16 protein-coding genes and 2 pseudogenes are annotated in these 20,577 nt (G+C 70.7%); 12 read left to right on the top strand and 6 right to left on the bottom strand.

Annotated features, from left to right (window positions below; genetic code table 11):
* Positions 1-118 precede the first annotated feature (118 nt).
* From ACFXKZ_RS51370 to ACFXKZ_RS51360, 3 genes are all read right to left on the bottom strand, one after another.
* Positions 119-334, bottom strand: coding sequence for a hypothetical protein (locus ACFXKZ_RS51370; protein WP_380015146.1), 216 nt, complete (start codon positions 332-334; stop codon positions 119-121).
* A 51-nt stretch (positions 335-385) separates the two neighbouring features.
* Positions 386-601, bottom strand: coding sequence for a hypothetical protein (locus ACFXKZ_RS51365; protein WP_380015143.1), 216 nt, complete (start codon positions 599-601; stop codon positions 386-388).
* Between the two features lie 262 nt (positions 602-863).
* Complete coding sequence (locus ACFXKZ_RS51360) at positions 864-1,601, bottom strand: hypothetical protein (RefSeq protein ID WP_380015170.1); 738 nt, start codon at positions 1,599-1,601, stop codon at positions 864-866.
* Between ACFXKZ_RS51360 and ACFXKZ_RS51355 the strand changes: the two genes are divergently transcribed.
* Positions 1,551-2,273 carry a hypothetical protein gene (locus tag ACFXKZ_RS51355; RefSeq protein WP_380015167.1) on the top strand — a complete coding sequence of 241 codons (723 nt, stop codon included), beginning with the start codon at positions 1,551-1,553 and terminating at the stop codon, positions 2,271-2,273. The genes ACFXKZ_RS51360 and ACFXKZ_RS51355 overlap by 51 nt on opposite strands.
* 237 nt (positions 2,274-2,510) lie before the next feature.
* Here ACFXKZ_RS51355 and ACFXKZ_RS51350 read toward each other — a convergent pair whose 3' ends face one another.
* The gene (locus ACFXKZ_RS51350; protein WP_380015140.1) at positions 2,511-2,990 is read right to left on the bottom strand and encodes a hypothetical protein; all 480 of its coding nucleotides are present in this window, start codon (positions 2,988-2,990) and stop codon (positions 2,511-2,513) included.
* A 341-nt stretch (positions 2,991-3,331) separates the two neighbouring features.
* Between ACFXKZ_RS51350 and ACFXKZ_RS51345 the strand changes: the two genes are divergently transcribed.
* The 4 genes and pseudogenes from ACFXKZ_RS51345 (at position 3,332) to ACFXKZ_RS51330 (ending at position 7,133) form a co-directional block, all read left to right on the top strand.
* A complete protein-coding gene (locus tag ACFXKZ_RS51345; protein ID WP_380015137.1) occupies positions 3,332-4,699 on the top strand; it encodes a hypothetical protein in 1,368 nt (455 codons plus the stop codon).
* A gap of 68 nt (positions 4,700-4,767) precedes the next feature.
* Positions 4,768-5,648 (top strand): annotated as a pseudogene (locus ACFXKZ_RS51340) (TniB family NTP-binding protein); the annotation flags it as partial.
* A gap of 76 nt (positions 5,649-5,724) precedes the next feature.
* Positions 5,725-6,120 (top strand): hypothetical protein, encoded by a 396-nt coding sequence (locus ACFXKZ_RS51335; RefSeq protein WP_380015134.1) that lies wholly within the window; start codon positions 5,725-5,727, stop codon positions 6,118-6,120.
* 29 nt (positions 6,121-6,149) lie between these two features.
* Positions 6,150-7,133 carry an IS3 family transposase gene (locus tag ACFXKZ_RS51330; RefSeq protein ID WP_380015132.1) on the top strand — a complete coding sequence of 328 codons (984 nt, stop codon included), beginning with the start codon at positions 6,150-6,152 and terminating at the stop codon, positions 7,131-7,133.
* 633 nt (positions 7,134-7,766) lie between these two features.
* Here ACFXKZ_RS51330 and ACFXKZ_RS51325 read toward each other — a convergent pair.
* Together ACFXKZ_RS51325 and ACFXKZ_RS51320 are read right to left on the bottom strand one after the other, a co-directional pair.
* Positions 7,767-9,374 (bottom strand): hypothetical protein, encoded by a 1,608-nt coding sequence (locus tag ACFXKZ_RS51325; protein ID WP_380015130.1) that lies wholly within the window; start codon positions 9,372-9,374, stop codon positions 7,767-7,769.
* Positions 9,375-9,606: 232 nt separating this feature from the next.
* Positions 9,607-10,590: a helix-turn-helix domain-containing protein gene (locus ACFXKZ_RS51320; protein ID WP_380015127.1), complete on the bottom strand. Its 984-nt coding sequence runs from the start codon at positions 10,588-10,590 to the stop codon at positions 9,607-9,609.
* A gap of 158 nt (positions 10,591-10,748) precedes the next feature.
* On the opposite strand from ACFXKZ_RS51320, the gene ACFXKZ_RS51315 reads away from it, so the two are divergent.
* From ACFXKZ_RS51315 to ACFXKZ_RS51285, 7 genes and pseudogenes are all read left to right on the top strand, one after another.
* Positions 10,749-11,054, top strand: coding sequence for a hypothetical protein (locus ACFXKZ_RS51315; protein ID WP_380015124.1), 306 nt, complete (start codon positions 10,749-10,751; stop codon positions 11,052-11,054).
* 192 nt (positions 11,055-11,246) lie between these two features.
* Positions 11,247-11,396, top strand: coding sequence for a hypothetical protein (locus tag ACFXKZ_RS51310; RefSeq protein ID WP_380015121.1), 150 nt, complete (start codon positions 11,247-11,249; stop codon positions 11,394-11,396).
* A gap of 326 nt (positions 11,397-11,722) precedes the next feature.
* The gene (locus ACFXKZ_RS51305; protein WP_380015118.1) at positions 11,723-13,360 is read left to right on the top strand and encodes a CHAP domain-containing protein; all 1,638 of its coding nucleotides are present in this window, start codon (positions 11,723-11,725) and stop codon (positions 13,358-13,360) included.
* Between the two features lie 571 nt (positions 13,361-13,931).
* A pseudogene (locus ACFXKZ_RS51300) lies at positions 13,932-14,180 on the top strand (relaxase domain-containing protein); the annotation flags it as partial.
* Between the two features lie 7 nt (positions 14,181-14,187).
* Positions 14,188-16,308: a Helicase associated domain protein gene (locus ACFXKZ_RS51295; RefSeq protein WP_380015164.1), complete on the top strand. Its 2,121-nt coding sequence runs from the start codon at positions 14,188-14,190 to the stop codon at positions 16,306-16,308.
* Positions 16,309-16,764: 456 nt separating this feature from the next.
* On the top strand, positions 16,765-17,199 hold the full coding sequence (locus tag ACFXKZ_RS51290) for a hypothetical protein (protein WP_380015115.1): 435 nt from the start codon (positions 16,765-16,767) through the stop codon (positions 17,197-17,199).
* Complete coding sequence (locus ACFXKZ_RS51285) at positions 17,196-20,447, top strand: tetratricopeptide repeat protein (RefSeq protein ID WP_380015112.1); 3,252 nt, start codon at positions 17,196-17,198, stop codon at positions 20,445-20,447. Before ACFXKZ_RS51290 ends, ACFXKZ_RS51285 begins: the two co-directional genes overlap by 4 nt.
* Positions 20,448-20,577 lie beyond the last annotated feature (130 nt).

Raw genomic sequence — 20,577 nt, 5'->3', positions numbered from 1 at the left:
TTCGCTTAGATATTTTTTTTATTTGTTTGCTTTATTTTATATTAACTCGACGACCACCCCCCCCCCCGCCGGGGGTGGGGGGGGGGGGTCCCCCGGCCCCCCCCCCCCCCCCACGACCCTAGCTCCCACGAATCGGGGACAGCCCGGAATCATCGAGGGCCCGCCGGGAACCCGGCGGGCCCTTTCGCCACGCCCGCCCGGCCTCGGCGCGGATCGTCGCCGCGTCGACGACGGCCGGGCCCCGGTCGAGCGCGAGGACCACGACGGGCGGAACCGGGAGGCTGGCGTCGACCGAGGGTTCGTCGTCGCCCCACGTCGGGGCGAGCAGCTGCACGGCAGGGTCGTGCCTGGCATCCTGCCGGCCGGCAGCCGGGGGGTGGGGCGGTCACATCGCGATGCCGAACGCGAGGATCGCCAGGAGGGTGAACATGATGAACAGGCCGCCGTAGCCGTCGCCGGACGCCGCCTTCTTCCGCGACCGGGATCCGCCGCCGGGGCGTCTGCCGCCGCCGTGCCGGGCGCAGTAGCGCTCGCCGGGTCGGGCGTTGTTGCCGCAGGTCTTCCCGTTCTTGCGTTTGACCGAACGCTGGCACGTGCCCATGTCTGCCCCCCTTCGACCTTCGGTGACTCCATGTTGTCGGAGGCTTGCGCGACGTACCGGCGGTTCGCCGGAATTCGGGGCCTTCCCGGTCTCGGCGGCGGGCTCCGGGTCGAGGTTGGCCGAAGCGTGGTTCGCGCGTTCGGGCTCGCGACGGTTGTCCGCGCGCCACGTCCGAGTCGTCCTCACCTGAACCGTCGCCCCGCCCTGCCCCGCGGCGGGCGCCACGTCGCGCGGACACCGCGCCGGTCCGAGATGCACGCACCTATACCGGAGTCTCGCGGACGTGCTCCGGGTCGAAGTGGAGTTCAAAGGCGGTGGAGCAGTCGCCGATCTCGGTTCCGACGAGTGCGCCGCACGGACAGAGGCGGTTCATTCCTTCCCGGCCATGCCATCCGCAGCATCCGACGTGGACGGACGTGTCGGGGTGGTCGACGAGGGTCGGGGCGTCGTCGGGGTGGACGACGATGGTGTTCTCGGGCCCGGCCGACATCAAAAACCCGTCACCGTCGGGGTCTCCGACGCAAGGGCCGCTGGCGAAGACGGCGACGGGATCATCCGTCGCCACGAGAGGCGCACCCCACGCTTCACGTTCACGGGCGAACATGCCTCGCGGCACCGTCGCCGGGGCTCGACGGAAGCCGTCGCCGCCGACACGCCCATCGAACTCGGGCCGATCGGGAACCTCGGCCATCTCCCTCAGAACACCGGTGAGAGGTTCACCGCGGGCAGCGCACACGAACATCATCACGCGCGATTCATAGCCGGTCCCGCCCAGGTTGGGCAACACGCCGGCCGGGACACCAGCGCACGCGTTCAGGAACATGATCGCCACCCCGACGTCGAGCACGGCCTCAAGACGGCCAGACGCCTCCTGCGCGTCAACCGGCAAAGCGTCCATGCCCGCGTCCACGCCGCCGTCGACGGCGAACGCGGCACCGGCAAGACCGCCCTGACCCACCTGATCGGCCGCGCCCACCAGGGCCGCATCGAGCAGTTGCACGGCACCGACCCCAACCGCATCCCGGTCGTCTGCGTCAACGCACCGCCCAGCCGTGACGACGCCGTGAACTGGTCCGCCCAACTCGCCGTCTTCCTCGGCTGGGACCTCTACCGCAGGGACGTCGACGGGAGATCCGTCCTGCGGATGAAGGACAGGACCGGACCGGCTGCACACGTGATGCGCGCCTCCCGGACCCGCCTCGTCCTGGTCGACGGCGTCGACCGGCTCCGCAACAACGACATCCAGCCGACCTTCGACTTCTTCGACTTCCTGGCCGCCGAGATCCCCCTCACCGTCATCTGGTGCGGCACCGGCGCACGGGAGATCCTGCACGAGGCCCGCGGCGAACGCAGCCCCGCCCTCCCCCGCCCCGCCGACACCCGGCACACCCCCACCCCGCGCAACTCCGTCCCCGTCCTATGGGTCAACCCCCTCCCCTACACCGAGGTATGGGGAAGGACCCTGAACGGCTTCGACGAGAAACTGCGCCTGCACCACCACAAGAAGCAGGGCCTGCTCGAACACGCGGCGCTCCTGCACCGCTTGAGCGAAGGGCGCATGGAACACCTCGCGCCCCTGATCTCCCAGGCCGCCCAGATCGCCATCGAGGAAGGCGGCGAAGCCATCACGGAGGACGTCCTCCGCGAAGCCGCGGCGTTCCTCGACACGTGACCGCGCCCCTCGGGTCCGTGATTCCGTTCCCGCGCCGAAGGGCCTGCCCATGAGCACGTGGACGATCACCACCGACCGCCTCCCACTGCCCGACCACACGGCTCCCATGCATCTGCGCGGGCCGTGACAATCGTGCGCGTGACGTATCCGAGCCTTCGCAAGTGCGGGCAGTAAGTGGGGAGAAGCACGCGAATCAGTTGTTCGCCACGGGTGGCCAGTGCCCGCGGGTGTTCTCGCTCATTGCTGCGAAGTCGGTCCCATAAAGGGCCCACTTGCTCCCGCGGGACGAGGCCGTGGACCGGGGCGCAGGCGGTCGTCGCGCATGCCGAGACAGGCAAGGGCGAATCCGTCGATACGTCCGGCGGCAGCCCATTCGTGCAACCTGGTGCGGGCCGCGTCCTGCGCTTCGCGGTGCGTGATCTCGAAGGACCTTGCCATCCGCCCCGGCCGGAAGTGCGGACCGATACGAGCCGGCGCGCCCCGGCCGACGTCGCAAGCGACAACGTAGCGGACGTCGTCATCGACATGCGGGGTGAAGGTCGTTGAGCGGCCCGGCTCGAGCGAGCTTGTACCGAGGTTGTCGTAGACGCCGCCGTCGGTGAGCAGCACGGTGTGGCGGGTCTGCCGTCCTGTGCGTTCGAACGTGTGGGTGCGCTCGATCGCCGGGAGCAGCGTGGGGAAGGCCGCGGATGCGGCGACGGCGGTGGCCACCGACACGGGTTCGGTGATCGTCCCCAGCAGCTGCTCCGGGCGCTGCCGAAGCGCATCGCGTTGCCCGTGACCAGGTCAATGGCAGTCAGGACGGTGTCGAGTCCCGCGTGGCTGGTGTCGGGCATGGTGGCGTCGCGGAAAGCCAGGTAAGCCGTCTCGGCATACCTGCAGGAATCTCATTTCATCTGCAAGATCAACCAGAAACATCCCCATCACCTGCAGAAACAGGGACACTGCATCAAAATCAACCCCAGACAGGGCCCGAAATATCCGTCTCGCCGTATCTGCAGCACTACAGGTCAAAGACCTACAGATCACACAACTTCAACGAGACGGGACACCCGACGGTGGCTCTTCGGCCCGGGGAACAGGTCCAGATCGACACCACGCGCCTCGACGTCCTGGCCCTGTTCGAGGACGGCACGGTGGGGCGACCCGAACTCACGATCGCGGTCGACGTCACCACCCGGGCGATCCTGGCGGCGGTGCTGTGCCCGGGCGGGACCCGGGCGGTGGACGCGGCGCTGCTGCTCGCGGAGATGGCCGTCCCCCATCCCGCCCGGCCCACTTGGCCCGACGCGCCGCGCTTCGCCCACACCCGGCTGCTCTCGCGCGATCGGCTGATGACACTGGACGAACGCCTCGAGAGCGCGGCCGCGCGGCCGGTCGTGGTGCCGGAGACGATCGTCGTGGACCGGGGGAAGGTCTTCATGTCGAAGGCGTTCACGGGCCCGTGCGAGACGCTCGGGATCGGCGTGCAGCCGGCTCCGCCGTTCGCGCCGACGGCGAAGGGCATCGTCGAGCGCACCTTCGGGTCGATCAACTCCCTGTTCTGTCAGCATCTTCCGGGATACACCGGCTCCGACGTCACCCGACGCGGTAGAAACGTCGAAGGCGAAGCGTGCTTCAGTGTCGCCCAGTTGCAGGACCTGCTCGACGAATGGCTCGTGCACTGGCACCAGCGCCCGCACCAGGGGCTGCGACATCCGGTGATGCCGAGGGTCGCGCTGACGCCGAACCAGATGTGGGCCGCACTCGTCGCGGTGGCCGGATACGTGCCGGTACCGCTGACCGGCGGCGACTACCTCGAACTGCTGCCGGTGCGATGGCAGGCCGTCACCGAACGCGGGATCCGCATCGGCCACCGCACCTACGACCACGAGGTCCTGGGCCCGCTTCGCGGGCAGTCCTCCGGGATCGCCGCTCGCGGCGGGAGGTGGGAGGTCCACCACAACCCGCACGACGGCCGCCAGGTGTGGATCCGCCTGCCCGACGGCGAGTCCACGCAGATCCCCTGGATCCACCGCGACCACGCCCACCACCCCTTCGACGAACGCACCCGGCGGTACGTCAAAACGGTCACCGCCCACCACGCGGACCGCGACCGGTACGAGGCCGACCTCGCCGACGCCCTCGACCGGCTCATGCGCCGCGCCCACACCGGACACGCCACCCGCGCCGAACAACGCCTCCTCGCCCGGGGCACACCCACTCGGACTCCCCCACCGGCGCGCTCGGTGCGCAAGCAGTGGGAACAGGACCTCGGCGACACGGTCTGCGGAAAGGACGAGGACAGTCTCGACGAACTCGACGAAAGTCCCGACGCGTCCCCACTGCCGGGGCGGAACGCCGGTGAAGACGATTCCGGCTCCCCCGCCCCGCCGTACCCGGGGTACGGGATCTACGACGCACAGGCGGAGGCCCTGAAATGGTGAGCCCCGATGCGCGATCGGGCGACGACACGTGGGGCGTCGGTGCGGAGACGACGGAACGGTCCCGGCCGGTGACCACCTGGCAGGGTTGGCAGAACTTCGTGGCCGCCGCGCCCCCGGTGCCGCCCGAGCCCGGTGTCCCGCCACGCAGCCGGGAAGAACGCCTGGCCTACCACTCCGCTTTCGTGACCATCCGCACCCCGGCCATCGACGCCCTCGCCACCAGCGTGCACACCCTGATGGTCCTGGGCCGCCACCAACAGACCACCGCCCGACCGTCCCTGATCGTTACCGGGCCCGCCGCGGCCGGGAAGACCACCGCCCTGCACCCGCGTCGGACGCACCTGCCACCTCGCCCACATCCGCCGTGTCCCGGCGCTGCCCGGGCAGGCCCACACCCGCGTGCCGGTCGCGTATGTCCTCGTACCGCCCGGCGCGACCGCGAAGGCCCTCGCCGCCGAGTTCGCCCGCTATCTCGGCGTGCCCGTCACGACCCGCATGACGCAGGCACAGATCACCGAGGCCGTCTGCCACACCTACGACCGAGCGGGCGTCCGTCTGGTCCTCATCGACGAGATCCACCGCCTCAACCCGCGCACCACCACCGGCGCGGAGACCGCCGATTTGCTGAAGGACCTCACCGAACGCATCGGGGCGACGTTCGTGTACGCGGGCATCGACGTGGCCGCCACACCGTTGTTCACGGGGGTGCGCGGGGCGCAACTCGCCGGACGGGCTTCACTCGTCGAGTGCGGGGCGTTCCCCGCGCGGCTCGGCACACGCGAACCGTTCAAAGAGTTGATCGCCGGCGTGGAAGCCGCCCTCGACCCGAAGCGCACACCGCGCCGGGACACTCCCCCGCCTCGCCGCCTACCTCCACCAACGCACCGCCGGACGGATCGGAAGCCTCACCCGCCTCGTACGCCAAGCCGCGATCACCGCCATCCTGGACCCTCTCTGTCAGTGTGTGGTGAGACGCCCGATAGATCCGGGTTAGCCTGAGAGGGTGCGACAGGAGCACCACCTTCATGACCAGCCCGAATCCCGGCGGCGACCCGGCTCCCAAGCCCAAGCGCCGCACCTTCTCCCCGGAGTACAAGCTCCGGATCGTCACCGAGTACGACGGCGCCCCGGATGCCGCCGGACGCGGCGCGATCCTGCGACGCGAGCGGCTGTATCACTCCCACATCCAGGAATGGCGGGCCGCGCGCGACGCCGGCGCCCTGGCGAAGCTCACCGACCGACGCACGAGCCCCGCCCGCCCGAAGAAGCCCGCGGCCGAAGCCGAGAACGAGAAGCTCCGGCGCAAGATCGAGCGCCTGGAGAAGGAGGTGGCCAAGCGCGACGCCGCACTGGAGATCCCGGGAAAAGGGGTCAAGCTCTTGGAGATGCTCTCCGAGAGCGAGGACGGAAACACGCCCTGAACCACCAACTGACACTGATCGTCGACGAGTTGGCCCCTCACATCGGGATCGTGACGGCCTGCCGACTGATCGGCCGCTCCCGCGCAACCCACCACCGCCACCTCCACCCGGTCGCCCCGATGCCTCGAAAGCCCCGCTCCGCGCCCGCCTCGGCGCTCGACGCGGACGAACGTGCCGCGATCCTGGAGTTGATGAACACCGGCGAGTACGCGGAACTGCCGCCCGCGCAGATCTGGGCCCGCGAGTTGGACGCCGGCCGCCATCACTGCTCGATCTCCACGATGTATCGCATTCTGCGCGCGACCGGCCAGGCCGGCGAACGCCGCCGCCAGGCCACGCACCCCGCCAAAACCGTGCCCGAACTCGTGGCCCACGCCCCCTCGCAGGTGTTCACCTGGGACATCACCAAAGTGAGGGGTCCGGCGAAAGGTGTGTGGTTCCACGCCTACGTAATCATCGACATCTTCAGCCGATACGTGGTCGGGCACACCGTCGAGCGCGTCGAATCCGCCGAACGCGCAAGGGAGTTCGTCGCGGACGCCATCGAGCGCAACGGCCTGGTCCCCGAAACCGTCCACGCCGACCGCGGCACGTCGATGACCTCGAGGAAGGTCTCCCAACTCCTGATCGACCGCGGGGTCGTCCGGAGTCATTCCCGGCCGAGGGTCTCCAACGACAACCCCTACAGCGAGGCGAACTTCAAGACCATCAAGTACACAGGCGACTTTCCGGGCTCTTTCGACTCGCTCGCACACGCCCGCGAGTGGTTCGAGGGGTTCGTGGCCTACTACAACCACGAGCATCGACACTCCGGGATCGGCTACCACACGCCCGCCTCGGTGCACTTCGGCACCGCCGGCCAGGTCCGCGACCAGCGCGCGATCACCCTCGCCCGGGCATACACCGCCCATCCCGAACGCTTCGGACGACGCCCCACACCACCCGAGCTCCCCACGACCGCGTGGATCAACGACCCCGCCAAACGAAGGGAACCCGAACCGCACAGTTCATAGGCTCACGAACGTCTCATTGGACTTGAAATCTTCCGCCCCAGGTCACAGCGGCAGCCGCACACCAACAACCACTGCGAAATCACACGTATCGCCTTGTCGGGACCGTGTGGACGGGGCCTGTTGACGTGTGGCGGCAGGCGTTCACGAGGGCATCGTTACCGGGATCGGGCCGGTCGGCGGCGCGGAGTCGGACGGGTCGGGGTGGTCGGGTGGTCGATCAGCGGCGCGGCCCCGCGATCGCGGGGCCGCGCACTGGCGTCCGGTGATCGCACCGCGTAAGCGGTGAAATGCACACTGGGGATGTTATCGAGCGAAACCGTGTTCGGCTCGGCGAATCACTTGTCCGGATGGGCAAGTACCGGTTCGGCCGAGCATCGCGACCGGGCTGCCGTTCGCCCCGGCAATCGCGCGGGCCGGGTCGTGTGCGCGCGTTCGCCGAGGGGGATGTCGCTGCCGGTGGTCCCTCGGATGTGGGGGCGACTTCGACACGGGTGCCGTGTCGGAATCCGGCTCCGACCGGGACGCCGAGGGCGGGCCGGGGATGCGCGCCTGCGGTCCTTGCCCGGATGGGGTTCGGGGCCCGTCCGGGCAAGGACCGCGGTCGGACGGCGGGGGCGGGGTTCGATGCCGGTGCTATGCGGTCTTGAACTTCCAGGTGCCGAGGGAGGACCAGTCGCTCCAGGCGCTGCCGTGGATGGAGTAGGTGTGGGCCATGGTGCCGTCCGCGGCGATCGCGAAGACCTCGGCGCTGCCGGTGCCGGACTCGTAGACGGCGGCGGGGGTGTTGGCGAACTTGGCGCTGCCGAGGACGCTCCAGTCGGCCCAGCCGCCGCCGTTGATGTTGTAGGTGCGGGCGGCGATGCCGTCGGCGCCGATGCCGAACAGTTCGATGGCGCTGGTGGAGGGGTTGTAGACGGCGGTGGGGGTCATGGCGAACCTCCAGGTCCCCAGGATCGACCAGTCGCTCCAGGTTCCGCCGCCGATGCTGTAGGCGTGGGACATGATGCCGTCGGTACCGACCGCGAAGACCTCGGTGGTGTTGATCACGGGGTTGTAGACGGCCTCGGGGCTGCTCGCGAAGGCGAAACCGGGCAGGTCGGCCCAGGCGCTCCACGCGCTGCCGTTCGTGCTGTACGCGTGCCGGACGATGCGGTCCGTTCCCGTCGCGAAGACCTCGGCGGTGCCGGTCCCGGACTCGAAGACCGCGGAGGGCGTACCGGTGAACCTGGTGCTGCCGAGTGTCGCCCAAGCGCTCCAGGCACCGCCGTTGATGCTGTAACTGCGCGCCATCACCCCGTCGGCGCCGATGCCGAACAGCTCGACCGCGCTGGTGGTCGGGTTGTACACGGCGGCAGGGCTGCCCGCGAAGTTCCAGCCGCCGAACGTGGCCCAGTCGCTCCACGCGCCGCCGTTGACACTGTACGCGCGGGCCATGAGCCCGTCGGCACGGATCGCGAACAACTCGGCGGTCTTGGTGACCGGGTTGTACACGGCGGCAGGATTGCCCGCGAACTTGGTCGTGCCCATCGTGGCCCATGTGCCCCAGGCCCCGCCGTTCGTGCTGGACGTGCGGGCCATGATGCCGTCCGCCCCGACGCCGAAGGCCTGCGTGGTACCGGTGTCGGGGTTGTACAGCGTCTGCTGCCCGCCGGCCGCGGAGATCCCGGCGACCGAGGAGGTGGTCAGGGCGCTGACGATGCGTCCCGCGTCTGCGGCCTGCGGCTGGTAGGCGTCCGGGAAGCCCGATATCTGGACCTTTTGGCACACGGCACCGATCTCGGCCGTCATCCAACCGTCGTTCGGATACTTGCTCCGCATCGCGTCGAGGAATTTGTTGGTGGCGTAGACCGGGTCCGTGATCTGCGCCGGGGTGCCCCAGTTTTGCGAGGGACGCTGCTGGTACAGGCCGAGGGAATCGAGGTCGCCGTACGGGAGGTTCGCGATGTCCGATTCGACGATGGCCGTGGTCACCGCGATGACCGCCGCCCGGTCGGGCAGCCCGCGTCCTCGGACCACACTCACGATCGCCCGTGCGCAGGATACCCGGTACGCGTCCAGGCTGCTGTGCATCTTGCCGGTGAGCGTCGGTTTCACCTGGGCGGCGGTCGCGCCGTCGGTGGACAGGATCGGGCCGCAGGAGAGGGGATCGACGGCGTACGCGGGGGTCGAGGCGGCGAGCGAGCCGCCTGCGAGTACGGCCGAGACGACGGCGGCGGAGACCAGAGTGCGGACAGTCTTCATCAAGGCAGGCGCTTTCTGTGCGGCCGAGGTGGGGCCCGGCCCTCCCCCGCGCTGCGCGTTGCGGGTAAAGTTCGGCAGCCGTGGTGGCCGGGCGAACTCAGCCTGGCGCCGCGGTGGTTCCGCGAACAGAACCGCCGCATGGCCGGAACGGGCCTCGTCCGGTTGCGGCCACGCGGCTCGGTCCCGCCCTTTCGCGCCGGGCCGGCACGTCGGCCGGTGATGCTTGAGCGTGTCAGATCCAGCCCTTGTGTACCGCTGCCACGCCGGCCTGGAACCGGCTGCGTGCGCCCAGGGCTTCCATGAGTTCGGCCGCGATACGCCGCGCGGTGCGGGCCGAGACACCGAGCCGGTTGGCGATCGCCTCGTCGGTGAGCCCCTGCGCGAGCAGCCGCAGCGCCTCCGCCTCCTGCCCGGTCAGCCCGCGAACATCGCGGGTCCTGGCTTCGCCGAGCGGGGCGGCGGACTCCCATACGGTGTCGAAGAGCGCGCACAACGCGGCCAGGGTGCCGAGTCCGGTGAGGACGACCGCGCCGTGGGCGGTGTCCCGGGTGTCGATGGGGACGACCGCCGTGGTGCGGTCGACGATGATCATGCGGACGGGGAGCGCGGGGGTGGTTCGGACCTGGCCGCCGCGTTCGGCGAGCCAGTCGGCGTAGGCGATCGAGGGCGGGTTGTTGCGAACGCTGTCGAGGTAGAGCGTCCGCATCCGGACCCCGCGCTTCAGAAGTTCGGCGTCGAGAGGTTTGGCGGCCTCCATGTTGTCCGCGGTTTGCGCACCGCCGGGCGCGAACGTCATTACCTCGGAGGTGACTTCGCGGGTCAGTCCGGTAAGGCGGTCACGTATCGCGTCCAAGCCGATCAACTGCTCCACCCCGGGGGCGCCGGCAGCCGGGCGCAGGTCCGCGCACTCGGCGATCAGCCGGGCCGCTGCGGCGCGGGACGCCTCGATCCGCTGCTGCTGGGCCACGAGTTCGGCCTGCTGCCGGGCGAGGAGGACTTCCATGCCCACCTCCGGGCTGACCGCGTGGAGATGGCCGTCGTGCTCGGCGGACGGGCGCAGTAACGCCAGTTCGCTGAGCCGGTCGAGCGCGGAGCGCACTTGCGTGTCGCTCATTCCCAGCTCTGCGGCCAGGGCGGTCACGCCGTGGCCCGGCCGGGTCAGCATGGCGCGGTACACGGATTCGGCGGCGTCGTCCAAGCCCAGCACGTCCAGCATCGGGTCCCCCCACAGTGCCAATGGTTCGGTTGGGGATCATGCCACGTCGTTCCAACGGCCGCTCGATTGCTTTCGGCGGTGTCCTGTTCCGGCCATGGCTCGTTCCGTCCGCGTCGCGGCGGTGTGCGGGGGTGCTTCGGGTGGGCAGGCTTGGCGGAATGTATCTCCTCCACGCACGCCTGCGCGTCCCGAACGGGTGTGAACTTCCTCCCGAAGCATCGCGGTTCGTGCTGTCGTCGGCGCTGCCCGAGGACGGCTTGGAGCACGTCAGCGTCCATGCTCACGCACCCGGCGGGCCGGTACTCGGATTGTTTCTGATCGCCCCCGACCTCGGGGTCGCCGAGGCCGCCGGGCGTCGGGTGTGCGAACGCGCGCTGGCGGCGGACGGACCGCTGGCCGGCTTCGTCCTGGCGGGTGTCGCGGCGGGGCTGGTGCCGCAGGCGTTCGACCGCTGGCTGTCCTGATCCGGCCGGGCTGGACGGCTTAGGACAGGGCCGGTTCAGGACAGCCCGAGGCTCTGGTTACGCCTCTGACCAGCAGACATGCTCGTACTCAACGGCAGCGATGAGCAGCCGGGGAACCGGGAACTGCCTTACCGCGGAAGGCCCCGGATCCGGGACACACACCACACCCCCGTTCCGAAGGAGAGCTCTGTCATGATCCGCACCCGCATCGCGAAGGCCGCCGCGGTCGCCGCCCTCGCCGTCGCCGCTCCCGTCCTTGCCGTCACCGCCGCCTCCGCGGCCATCCCGGTCCCCGCCGGGCCGCCCGTCGTCCACGCCGACGACACCATGGGCTGGCAGTAGCCCCGGCGCGGACCCGACCGGCGGCTTCGAACGCCGCTCGGCCGCTCTCCCACGCCCGTGCTCCGCCGCCGCGCGTCGGCATCCGGTCCGCGGCCCGACGCCGCGCCGGACCCGCACGTCCCGGGTGACCGCGTGCGCGAGTTGCCCAAATCTCCCGCGCGTCCCGCCGTCCGCACGAAACGTCGGCCCGCTGTCCGCGGGAGCACCGAGCGCGTCGACTGCGCGCCACCCGCCGACCGGCGTCGACGACGACCGCGTTCTCGAACAGGTGCCACCCCGCAACGGGTCTCACCGCATCCCACACCCACTCGACATCGGAGGCACCAATGACGTCACCAACCATCCGGATCGCCGCACGTCCCCGCATGATCGGAATTCTGGCCGCCGGGATCCTCGCCCCCGGGGCCGTGTTCCTCGGCGCGCCCGCCGCGTCGGCGAGCGTCGGGACCTCGATCACGGCCGTCGCCGAGGCGAACCTCTACAAGGGCCCCTGTTCCACGAACTCCGCCGGCACGACCGGCTATTACAGCAGTTGCACCGGAAACGGCGGTCAACCCGAGGCGTGGTGCGCGGACTTCGCGAAATGGGTGTGGGCGCGAAACGGCGTGGACGTCGGAGGGCTGAATCCGGCCGCGGCCAGCTTCGCGACCTACGGCTCGGGCTTCCATTCCGGCCAGCCGAGGGTCGGGGACGCCGTCGTGTTCAACTACGACGGCTCCGGATACGCCCAGCACGTCGCGTTGGTGACCTCCGTCAACGCGGACGGCAGCGTCGGGATCATCGGTGGCAACCAGGGCGGCAAGGGCAGCGCGAACAACCAGGTCACCCGCGGCACCATCAAGGCCGGGGTGTACGGCAGCCAGAGAGTCAGCGGCTATGTATCGCCGAAGGGCGGCACCGACACCACCCCGCTGCCTCCCGCCCCCTCGTTCTCCGGGGACTTCCGCGCTTCCTCCGCCGCCGTGTACAACCCGGCGAGCAAGGCCTACGAGGTCTTCGCCACCGGCTCGGACGGCAACCTGGACCACACCTGGTACACCCCCGGCACCGGCTTCGGCGACTGGACCACGGTCGGCGGCGCCACGATCACCGGCAAGCCCACCGCCGTCTACAACCCCGACAGCGGCTCCTACGACATCTTCGCCCTCGGCACCGACGGCACCCTCAAGCACACCTGGTACACGCCCGGCAGCGGCTTCGGCACCTGGTCGACCGCCGGAACCTGGAAGAACCAGGGCCTGCCCAGCGCCGTGTACAACCCGACCACCAAGAACTTCGACGTGTTCGCCATCGGCACGGACGGCAACCTCAACCACAACCAGTGGTCGTCGACCGGTGGGTTCGGCACATGGAGCACCGTAGGCGGCTGGAGCCTCGCCGGCGCCCCGAGCGCCGTGTACAACCCCGCCACGAACCAGGTCGACGTCTTCGCGGTCGGCACGGACAAGACCCTCAGCCACAACGTGTGGAACACGGTGACCGGGTTCGGCACCTGGGCGGCCGCCTCCCCGTGGCAGGTGACCGGGGCCCCCGCCGTCGCGTACAACGCGGCCGGGGGTTCGTTCGACATCTTCGCAATCGGCACCGACGGAGTCCTCAGCCACACCTGGTACACGCCAGGCAGCGGCTTCGGCACCTGGGCAGCGGCGGCCGGCAGCGCCCAACTCGCGGGCGCACCAAGCGTGACGTGGAATCCCGCCGGAGACGCCTTCGACGTGCTCGCCATCGGCACCGACGGCAACCTCAAGCACACCTGGTGGGCGCCCTCCTCCGGCTTCGGCGGCTGGGCGAACGCAAGCCCGTGGGCGGTAACCGGCGCGCCGGCCATGGCCTTCAACCCCGACAGCAACACCATCGAGGCCTTCACCATCGGCACCGATCGCGTCCTCGGCCACACCTGGTGGGGGCCGTCCAGCGGCTTCGGCAGCTGGGAATCCGCCGACGGGTGGAGGCTCGGCGGCTGAAGCACGGCTGCGGACCCGACCCCACACCGCCGACTGACTCCTTGCGCCCTGCCGGGTTCCGCCCGGCAGGGCGCAAGGCCGCGGAGGCGATCGGCAGCGGGGAAACGTGCGTTCACCGACATCGCCGGCGCCGGCCTCGCCCGGGCCTCTCTGGTGCACTATCAGTGGTCACGCGCGTGGCGGGGTGGTCGTGGACCTGTCGGATGGGGTGATCCCACCGTCACGATGCGGTAGCAGGGCAACGGGCCGAAGCCGTCTCGGGGCACGAAAGCACCCGCAGACGGCGCTACATCATCGACGCGCAGTTGCTTTCAGGCCGGCTTGCTTCGTGGTGCTGCGGTTGTGGCAGTACGTCACGTTCGCTCGGTTCGGTTGCCCGGTGTGGCCCACCTTGCCCACCCGGCCGTCCGGGGTCAGACGCCTGGCCCAACAAACCCCGTTCCCTTGCCTCCCCGTCTACGCTGCTTCGTCGTTGGTGGGCAAGTCGCCCCGGTACCTGACCTCCCCGCATGGCGGCTCGGGAGGCGGGACAGGTGCGGCGGCGCGCCGCGTGGGTGGTGGTCGCGCCGTGATGACACTGCACAAGCTCGGGCCGAACGGGTGGGAGTACCTGGTCGATTCGGTGAGCGTTGCCGACGAAGGGCGTGGGCTCGGGCAGGATCTCGGGGCCTACTACGCCGCCACCGACAATCCGCCCGGGGTGTGGACCGGGGCGCTGGCCGAGGTGTTGGGGGTCGCGGGGACGGAGGCCGATCGCGAGCAGATACGGAATCTGTTCGGGCGGGGGCGGCATCCGATGTTCGTTCGGGAGTACGCGCGTGCGCTCGTTGCGCTGCTCGACGATGGTGGGTCCGCGCAGCGCCTACGCGGCGCTCGCGACCGATCCGCCCGTGCCCGAGCTGGATCCCATGGACCCGGACCCCGAGTTGGACGAGTGGGACGGGTGGCAGGACGACGACCTGGAACTCGCCGACGAACTCGAGGAGGACGAGCACAGCGAGCGCACGGCGTACCAGCCCCTGCCCGTCGGCTACGCCGCATCCATGGACGACGAGCGCCTGTTCGGCAGGGTTTCCTACTCGCTACCGCTCTCGGCGGCGGTGTCCGCAGGGCTGGTAGCGCCCTTTCGCATCCTGGTGTTGGAGGTGCGCGACCCGGACGTCCAGGCCGCCGCCGCGGCGACCGGCAGCAAGCTCGACCGGCACACCACCGACCCGGCAGCGAAGGAGGCGTTCCGGGGCGCACGGATGGCGGCACTCCAGACCGCGATGCTCAAGGCCGCCGCCGAACACGACCTTCGCCGCGTCCTGACCTTCCACTTCCGCACCCTCGAAGCCCAAGCCTTCGCCACCGGCCTGCCCAAAGCACTGCGGCGCCTGCGGGTGAGCAACCCGGCGCAGGGGTGGAGCATGTCCGCCGACTGGATCTGCGGGGAACACGACCCGACGCATCGGCGGCGGGTCCTGGGGCGGTTCGGGGCCGGCGCGGACCGCAACGGCGTGATCGTGGACCGGTCGTTCGTCAGTAATTGCAGGGTTTTGGGGGAGGGTGTGGACGTTCCGGAAATCGACACCTTGGCGATCCTGGACCCCAAAGGATCGATCGTGGAGATCGTGCAGGCCGTGGGACGCGCCATCCGGCCGTCCGAGCGCGGCGACAAGCTCGCCAGCATCGTCATCCCGATCTTCCTGCAACCCGGCGAGCACCGCGACGACATGCTCGTCTCCCCGAGCTGGCGACCGCTCCAGCGGGTGCTCCAGGCCCTACGGGCGCACGACGCGTCCATCTGCGACGTGCTGGCAGTGCCCCAGGTCAACGGAGAGGCCCAGGGCGCGCGCGGCGAGGAGCCCGAAGCCGTCGACGGCGACGACCAGGAGCAGGGCGAGGACGGCGCGGAACGGCCGGAATGGCGGCCCATCCTGCGATTCTCCACCCTGCGCGACCCGGCGCAGATTTCCCGTTTCGTGGAATTGCTTGTGGTGGACCCGCAATCACGGAACTGGATACGTGGATTCGTGGCCGCCGAACGCTACCAGCGGGACCATGGAGACCTCGCCGTGCCCATCGACGCTGTTGACATCGATCACCACGGAATCAAATTCCCGCTCGGACGCTGGATTTCGGAAATGCGCGCCGAATACGCGAAGGGCAATTTGGGGCGGAAACAGATTCAACGGCTCGACGCGCTCGGGATGGTGTGGTCCGTCCACGACCAGGCGTGGGAGGACGGCCTCGCCATAGCGCGTGAATACGCCCGCCGACACGGCACGCTGGCCGCGCCGACCGATGCCGTGGTCGACGGCTACCCGATCGGGACGTGGCTCGCGAACCGCCGCGCCCAGGACCGGCGGGGCGCGTTGTCCGCCGGGCGCGGCGCGGCGCTGGACGCCCTGGTGGAGGGCGAGCCGTGGCACCCGCCGCATTGGCCGGTGGCGTGGCAACGACACCTCACCCACGCGGCCGAATACCTGCGCCAGCAGGCCGAGCAGGCCGGGCGGGGCGCGGGCGGCCGGTTGGACGACGTGGGCCTGGACGTCGTCCACCGCGGGACTTCGATCGGGCGGTGGGTGGCCCGGCAGCGGTCCGGATGGGACGGGCTGAACGAACCGCAACGCGAACAGCTGCTCGCACTCGGACTCACCCCACCCGCGACGGCCGACACTGCGGCCGAGGCCGAGGCGGCGGCGCTGCCGATGCCGGAGGGGCCTCGGCCGAAGCGGACGCGGGAGCAGGCGTGGGCGATCGCGGTGGCCGCGGCGGCGGCGTACCGGGCCCGCGTCGGGCACCTCGAAGTACCGCGCGCCCACGTGGAGACGGTGACCGCGTTCGACGGATGGCCCGAGGACGTACGGCTCGGGGTATGGGTCACCACCACCAGGTCACGGCGGGCGAAACTCCCGGCCGAACGCATCGCCGAACTCAACGCGTTGGGCATGCGCTGGACATGAACCGGATGTGAGATCCGAAGCGAGGTTCGTGTGGGGTTCGGGGGTGGGGTCGTGTCGCCTCGTTCGGGCGAACCGGCCGCGTCCCGGGGGCGGGTTGCTGGCAGGGTGGACGGGTGTCCTTCGCGGGGTCCACACATTCGCCTCGTGGCGTGGTGTGCGGGCTGTGCCCCACGACACCGACACCGGGACGGCCCCGACCACGCGTGCGTGGTCGGGGCCGGGACCGTTCCCCGCGTGGCGACCGCCGCCGCAGCGGCGGTGCGGGACGTCGGTGATGGACGAGCCACCGCACGAACCCGGTGCCGTGACGACGACGGGTGCGCGAGGCCGGTTCGGGGAGGCCGTCGCCCGCCTCGACAGGGGCACGGCGGGTGTCGCGGGCGGTCGGTGTCACGGGCGGGTCACCGTCGGCCCGAGTGGGCTCCGCGGCGGGAGCCGCGGTTGGACGATGGGGGAATGACGGCGAAGACACAGGCGTGGATCGGCGGTGTGGTGGCGGGTACGGCGCTGGTCGGGCTGGCGGTGTACCTCGCCGTGGTCGGGCTGGACGAGGCGGACAAGTGGGCGAGCGTGCTCGGGCTGTTCGTGGCGTTGGCCGGACTGGCGGTGTCCGTGGCCGGGGCACGGCGCGAACGCCCCGCGTCGAATGGGCAGTCGGTGACCGACAGCGCGATCAACGGTGGTGTCACGCAGGTGTCCGGCACCGGCGGGAACGTGCGGATCACCCGCCGCAGCGCCCGGCCGGTCGTCCCGTCCCCGGTCGCCCCGGGTACACCGCCACCCGCAGGCGGTGCGGGGGACGGGCAGCGGGTCCACGGCAGCATCGTCTCCGGTCCGGTCGATCAGGTACAGGGCACCGGTGGGGACGTCGACATCGAGGAGGGCCCGTGACCGGCCCGCGTCGCAGGCCCGGATGGTGGCCCCGCCGCGACACCCCGCCCGCCGCCGGACCCGGGGAGCTACCGGCCGGGGAACGTCCGGCCGGGGCAGGCACCTCGACGCGGAACGCGGGGAAGCGGCCGGGGCAGTGGGTGGCCGGATCGGTGGTGAACGGGCCGGTGACCCAGGTCTCCGATGTCACCGGGGACGTGCACGTCACCACGCACACCGGCGCCGAGCGGGCGCTGTACCGGATCGACGCATTCCCAACGGAGCGTGCGGCGCCGACAGTTGTGCAGGCTCGGGCGCAGCCGGCGCGGCTATTGCAGGCACGGTACGCGTTGGTGGGCTTCACCGGACGTCGGGGCGAGTTGGCGCGGTTGGCCGCGTGGCGCGACGACCGTGCCGCAGGGGTGTCGGTCCTGTTGGTGCACGGGCCGGGTGGGCAGGGCAAGACACGCCTGGCCGCGCGTTTCGCGGCCGACACTCGTGCCGACGGCGGGGGTTGGGGGGTGTTGCAGGCCCGGCACGCCACCGACCCCACTCCTGCGGACGCGAACGCCGCCTCGGGTGCCGGTGGCCTCGGGCGCGGGTCGGATCCGGCCGGGGAAGCGGAGCCGGCGGCGGGGGTGTTGCTGGTGGTCGACTACGCGGAGCGGTGGCCGGTGACCGACCTGGTCACCCTGCTCGCGCACGCCGCCGGGCAGGGGTGTCGGGTGCGGGTGCTGCTGGTCGCGCGTCCGGCCGGGTTGTGGTGGCAGACCCTGGCGCATCGCCTGGACCGCCTCGACGTGGACACCGACGTCCTGCCGCTGCCGCCGCTCACCGACGATCCGAACACCGACCCCCACGCCCTTTTCACTGCGGCCCGCAATCGGTTCGCCGCGGCGCTGGACGTCCCCGACCCGCACCGGGTGGTCGCGCCCGCCGCGTTGGACGATCCTCGGCGGTTCGGGCAGGTGCTGGCCGTACACATGGCCGCGCTGGCCGCCGTCGACGCCCACCGCACCGGAACCGCGACGGACCTGGACGCGCCGGGGCGGATCTCGGGCTACCTCCTGGACCGCGAACGCGACCACTGGCGGGCCTTGCACGAGAACCGGCGCGTCACCGTCACCGCAGAGACCCTCGCCCGCACCACCTACACCGCCGCGCTGACCGGCGTAGTCTCCCACGACGCCGGGCACGCCGTGCTCGTCGCGATCGGCGCCTGCACCGGGGACGGCGTCGACCGGGCACTGACCGACCACGCCGTCGCCTACCCTCCCGCCGACCCGCATGCCGGGACGGTCCTGGAGCCGCTATACCCGGACCGCCTCGCCGAGGACTTCCTCGCCCTCACCACCCCAGGCCACCACCTGGCCCACGCCACCCCCGACCCCTGGACCACCACCGCCCCCACACGCCTACTCCACGACACACCGAAGGCGCATCCCGACACCACCACGAACACCGCGACGGACACCACGGCGTGGGCCGCCGGTCGAGTCCGTACCGCCCTCACCGTGCTGGTCGCCGCCGCCGCCCGCTGGCCCCACCTCGTGCCCATCCAACTCGTGCCTGTGCTCACCGCCCGCCCCGACCTCGCCCTCCACGCCGGCGGCGCCACCCTCACCGCCCTCGCCGCGCTGGACGACCTGCCCATGGAGGTCCTGGAGGCCGTCGACGCCCACCTGCCCGTAGACCGGCACACCGACCTCGACCCGGGCATCGCCGCCCTCACCGCACGCCTCACCCCCCTCCGCCTGGCCGCCACCACCGACCCCGCACAGCACGCCCGCCTCCACAGCGCCCTTGCCAACCGCTACGCAAACGCCGGGCTCCACCAACAGGCCCTCGCCGCCGACCGACACGCACTCGACATCCGGCGCCGCTTGGCGAAAGCCGATCCGGCCGCGTACGAACCGGACCTCGCCGGCTCGTTGAACAACCTGTCGATCCGACTCGGGAAGCTGGGTCGGCGGACCGAAGGCCTGGCGGCGATCGAGGAAACCGTCGCCGTCCGACGCCGCCTAGCAGCGGCCGATCCTGCTGCGTACGAACCGGACCTCGCCGTCTCGTTGAACAACCTGGCGGTCCGACTCGGGGAAGTGGGCCACCGGGCCGAGGGTTTGGCCACGATCGAGGAGGCCGTCGAGGTCTACCGCCGTCTGGCCGCGGCCGATCCTGCCGCGTACGAACCGAACCTCGCCGTCTCGTTGAACAACCTGTCGCTCCGACTCGGGGACGCAGGTCGCCGGACCGAGGGCCTGGCCGCGAGCGAGGAAGCCGTCGAGGTCTGCCGCCGCTTGGCCGGAGCCGATTTCGCCGTGTACGAACCGGACCTCGCCAGCTCGTTGAACAACCTGGCGAACCGACTCGGGGAGATGGGTCGCCAGGCGGAGGGTTTGGCAGCGATCGAGGAAACCGTCACCATCCGGCGCCGCCTGGCAGCGGCGAACCCCGACGCATACGAACCCGACCTCGCCACCTCGTTGAACAACCTGTCGAACCGACTCGGTGCGATGGGCCGGCAAGACGAGGGTCTGGCCGCAATCGAGGAAGCCGTCGCCATCCGGCGCCGCCTGGCAGCGGCGAGCCCCGACGCATACGAACCGAACCTCGCCGGTTCGTTGAACAACCTGTCGATCCGACTCGGGCAAGCGGGCCGGCGGGAAGAAAGCCTGGCCGCGATCGAGGAGGCCGTCGCCATCCGACGCCGCCTGGCCGCGGGCAACCCCGCCGCGTACGAACCGGACCTCGCCGGCTCGTTGAACAACCTGTCGAACCGACTCGGGGGGTTGGGTCGGCGAGACGAGGGCCTGGCCGCAATCGAGGAAGCCGTAGAGGTCTGCCGCCGCTTGGCCGGAGCCGATTTCGCCGCGTACGAACCGAACCTCGCAAGCTCGTTGAACAACCTGGCGGTCCGACTCGGGGAGTTGGGTCGCCGGACCGAGGGCCTGGCCGCGAGCGAGGAAACCGTCACCATCCGACGCCGCGTAGCGGCGGGCAACCCCACCGCGTACGAACCGGACCTCGCCACCTCATTGAACAACCTGGCGGTCGATTACGGGGACGTGGGCCGCCCGGACGAAGGCCTGACCGCGATCGAGGAAGCCATCCGGATCCTCCATCGCCTGGCCTCGGAGACACCCGCGGTGTTCGCCGGGCGCCTGCGGACCGCACAGGCGACACGGGCGGACCTGCTCGAGGAGCTCGGGCGGTCCGAGGAAGCCCGGGACATCCGCCGACGACTCGCCGACAAACCCCTCGGCGACTGACAACGTCCGCCTCCGGTAGCGATGCGGCGCCCCTGAGCTTGATCTTTAACCCCGGCAAGGTTGGTCTTGCCGGGGTTTGTGCGTTTGGCGGACAGCAGTGCGGCCGCCCTGCAAGCTTCGAAATGTCTGG

Origin of the sequence: Embleya sp. NPDC059237, from assembly GCF_042754105.1 — a bacterium.
GTDB lineage: Bacteria > Actinomycetota > Actinomycetes > Streptomycetales > Streptomycetaceae > Embleya.
Note: the sequence above shows the minus strand (reverse complement) of the source record. Positions and strands in the feature narration are given on the sequence as shown.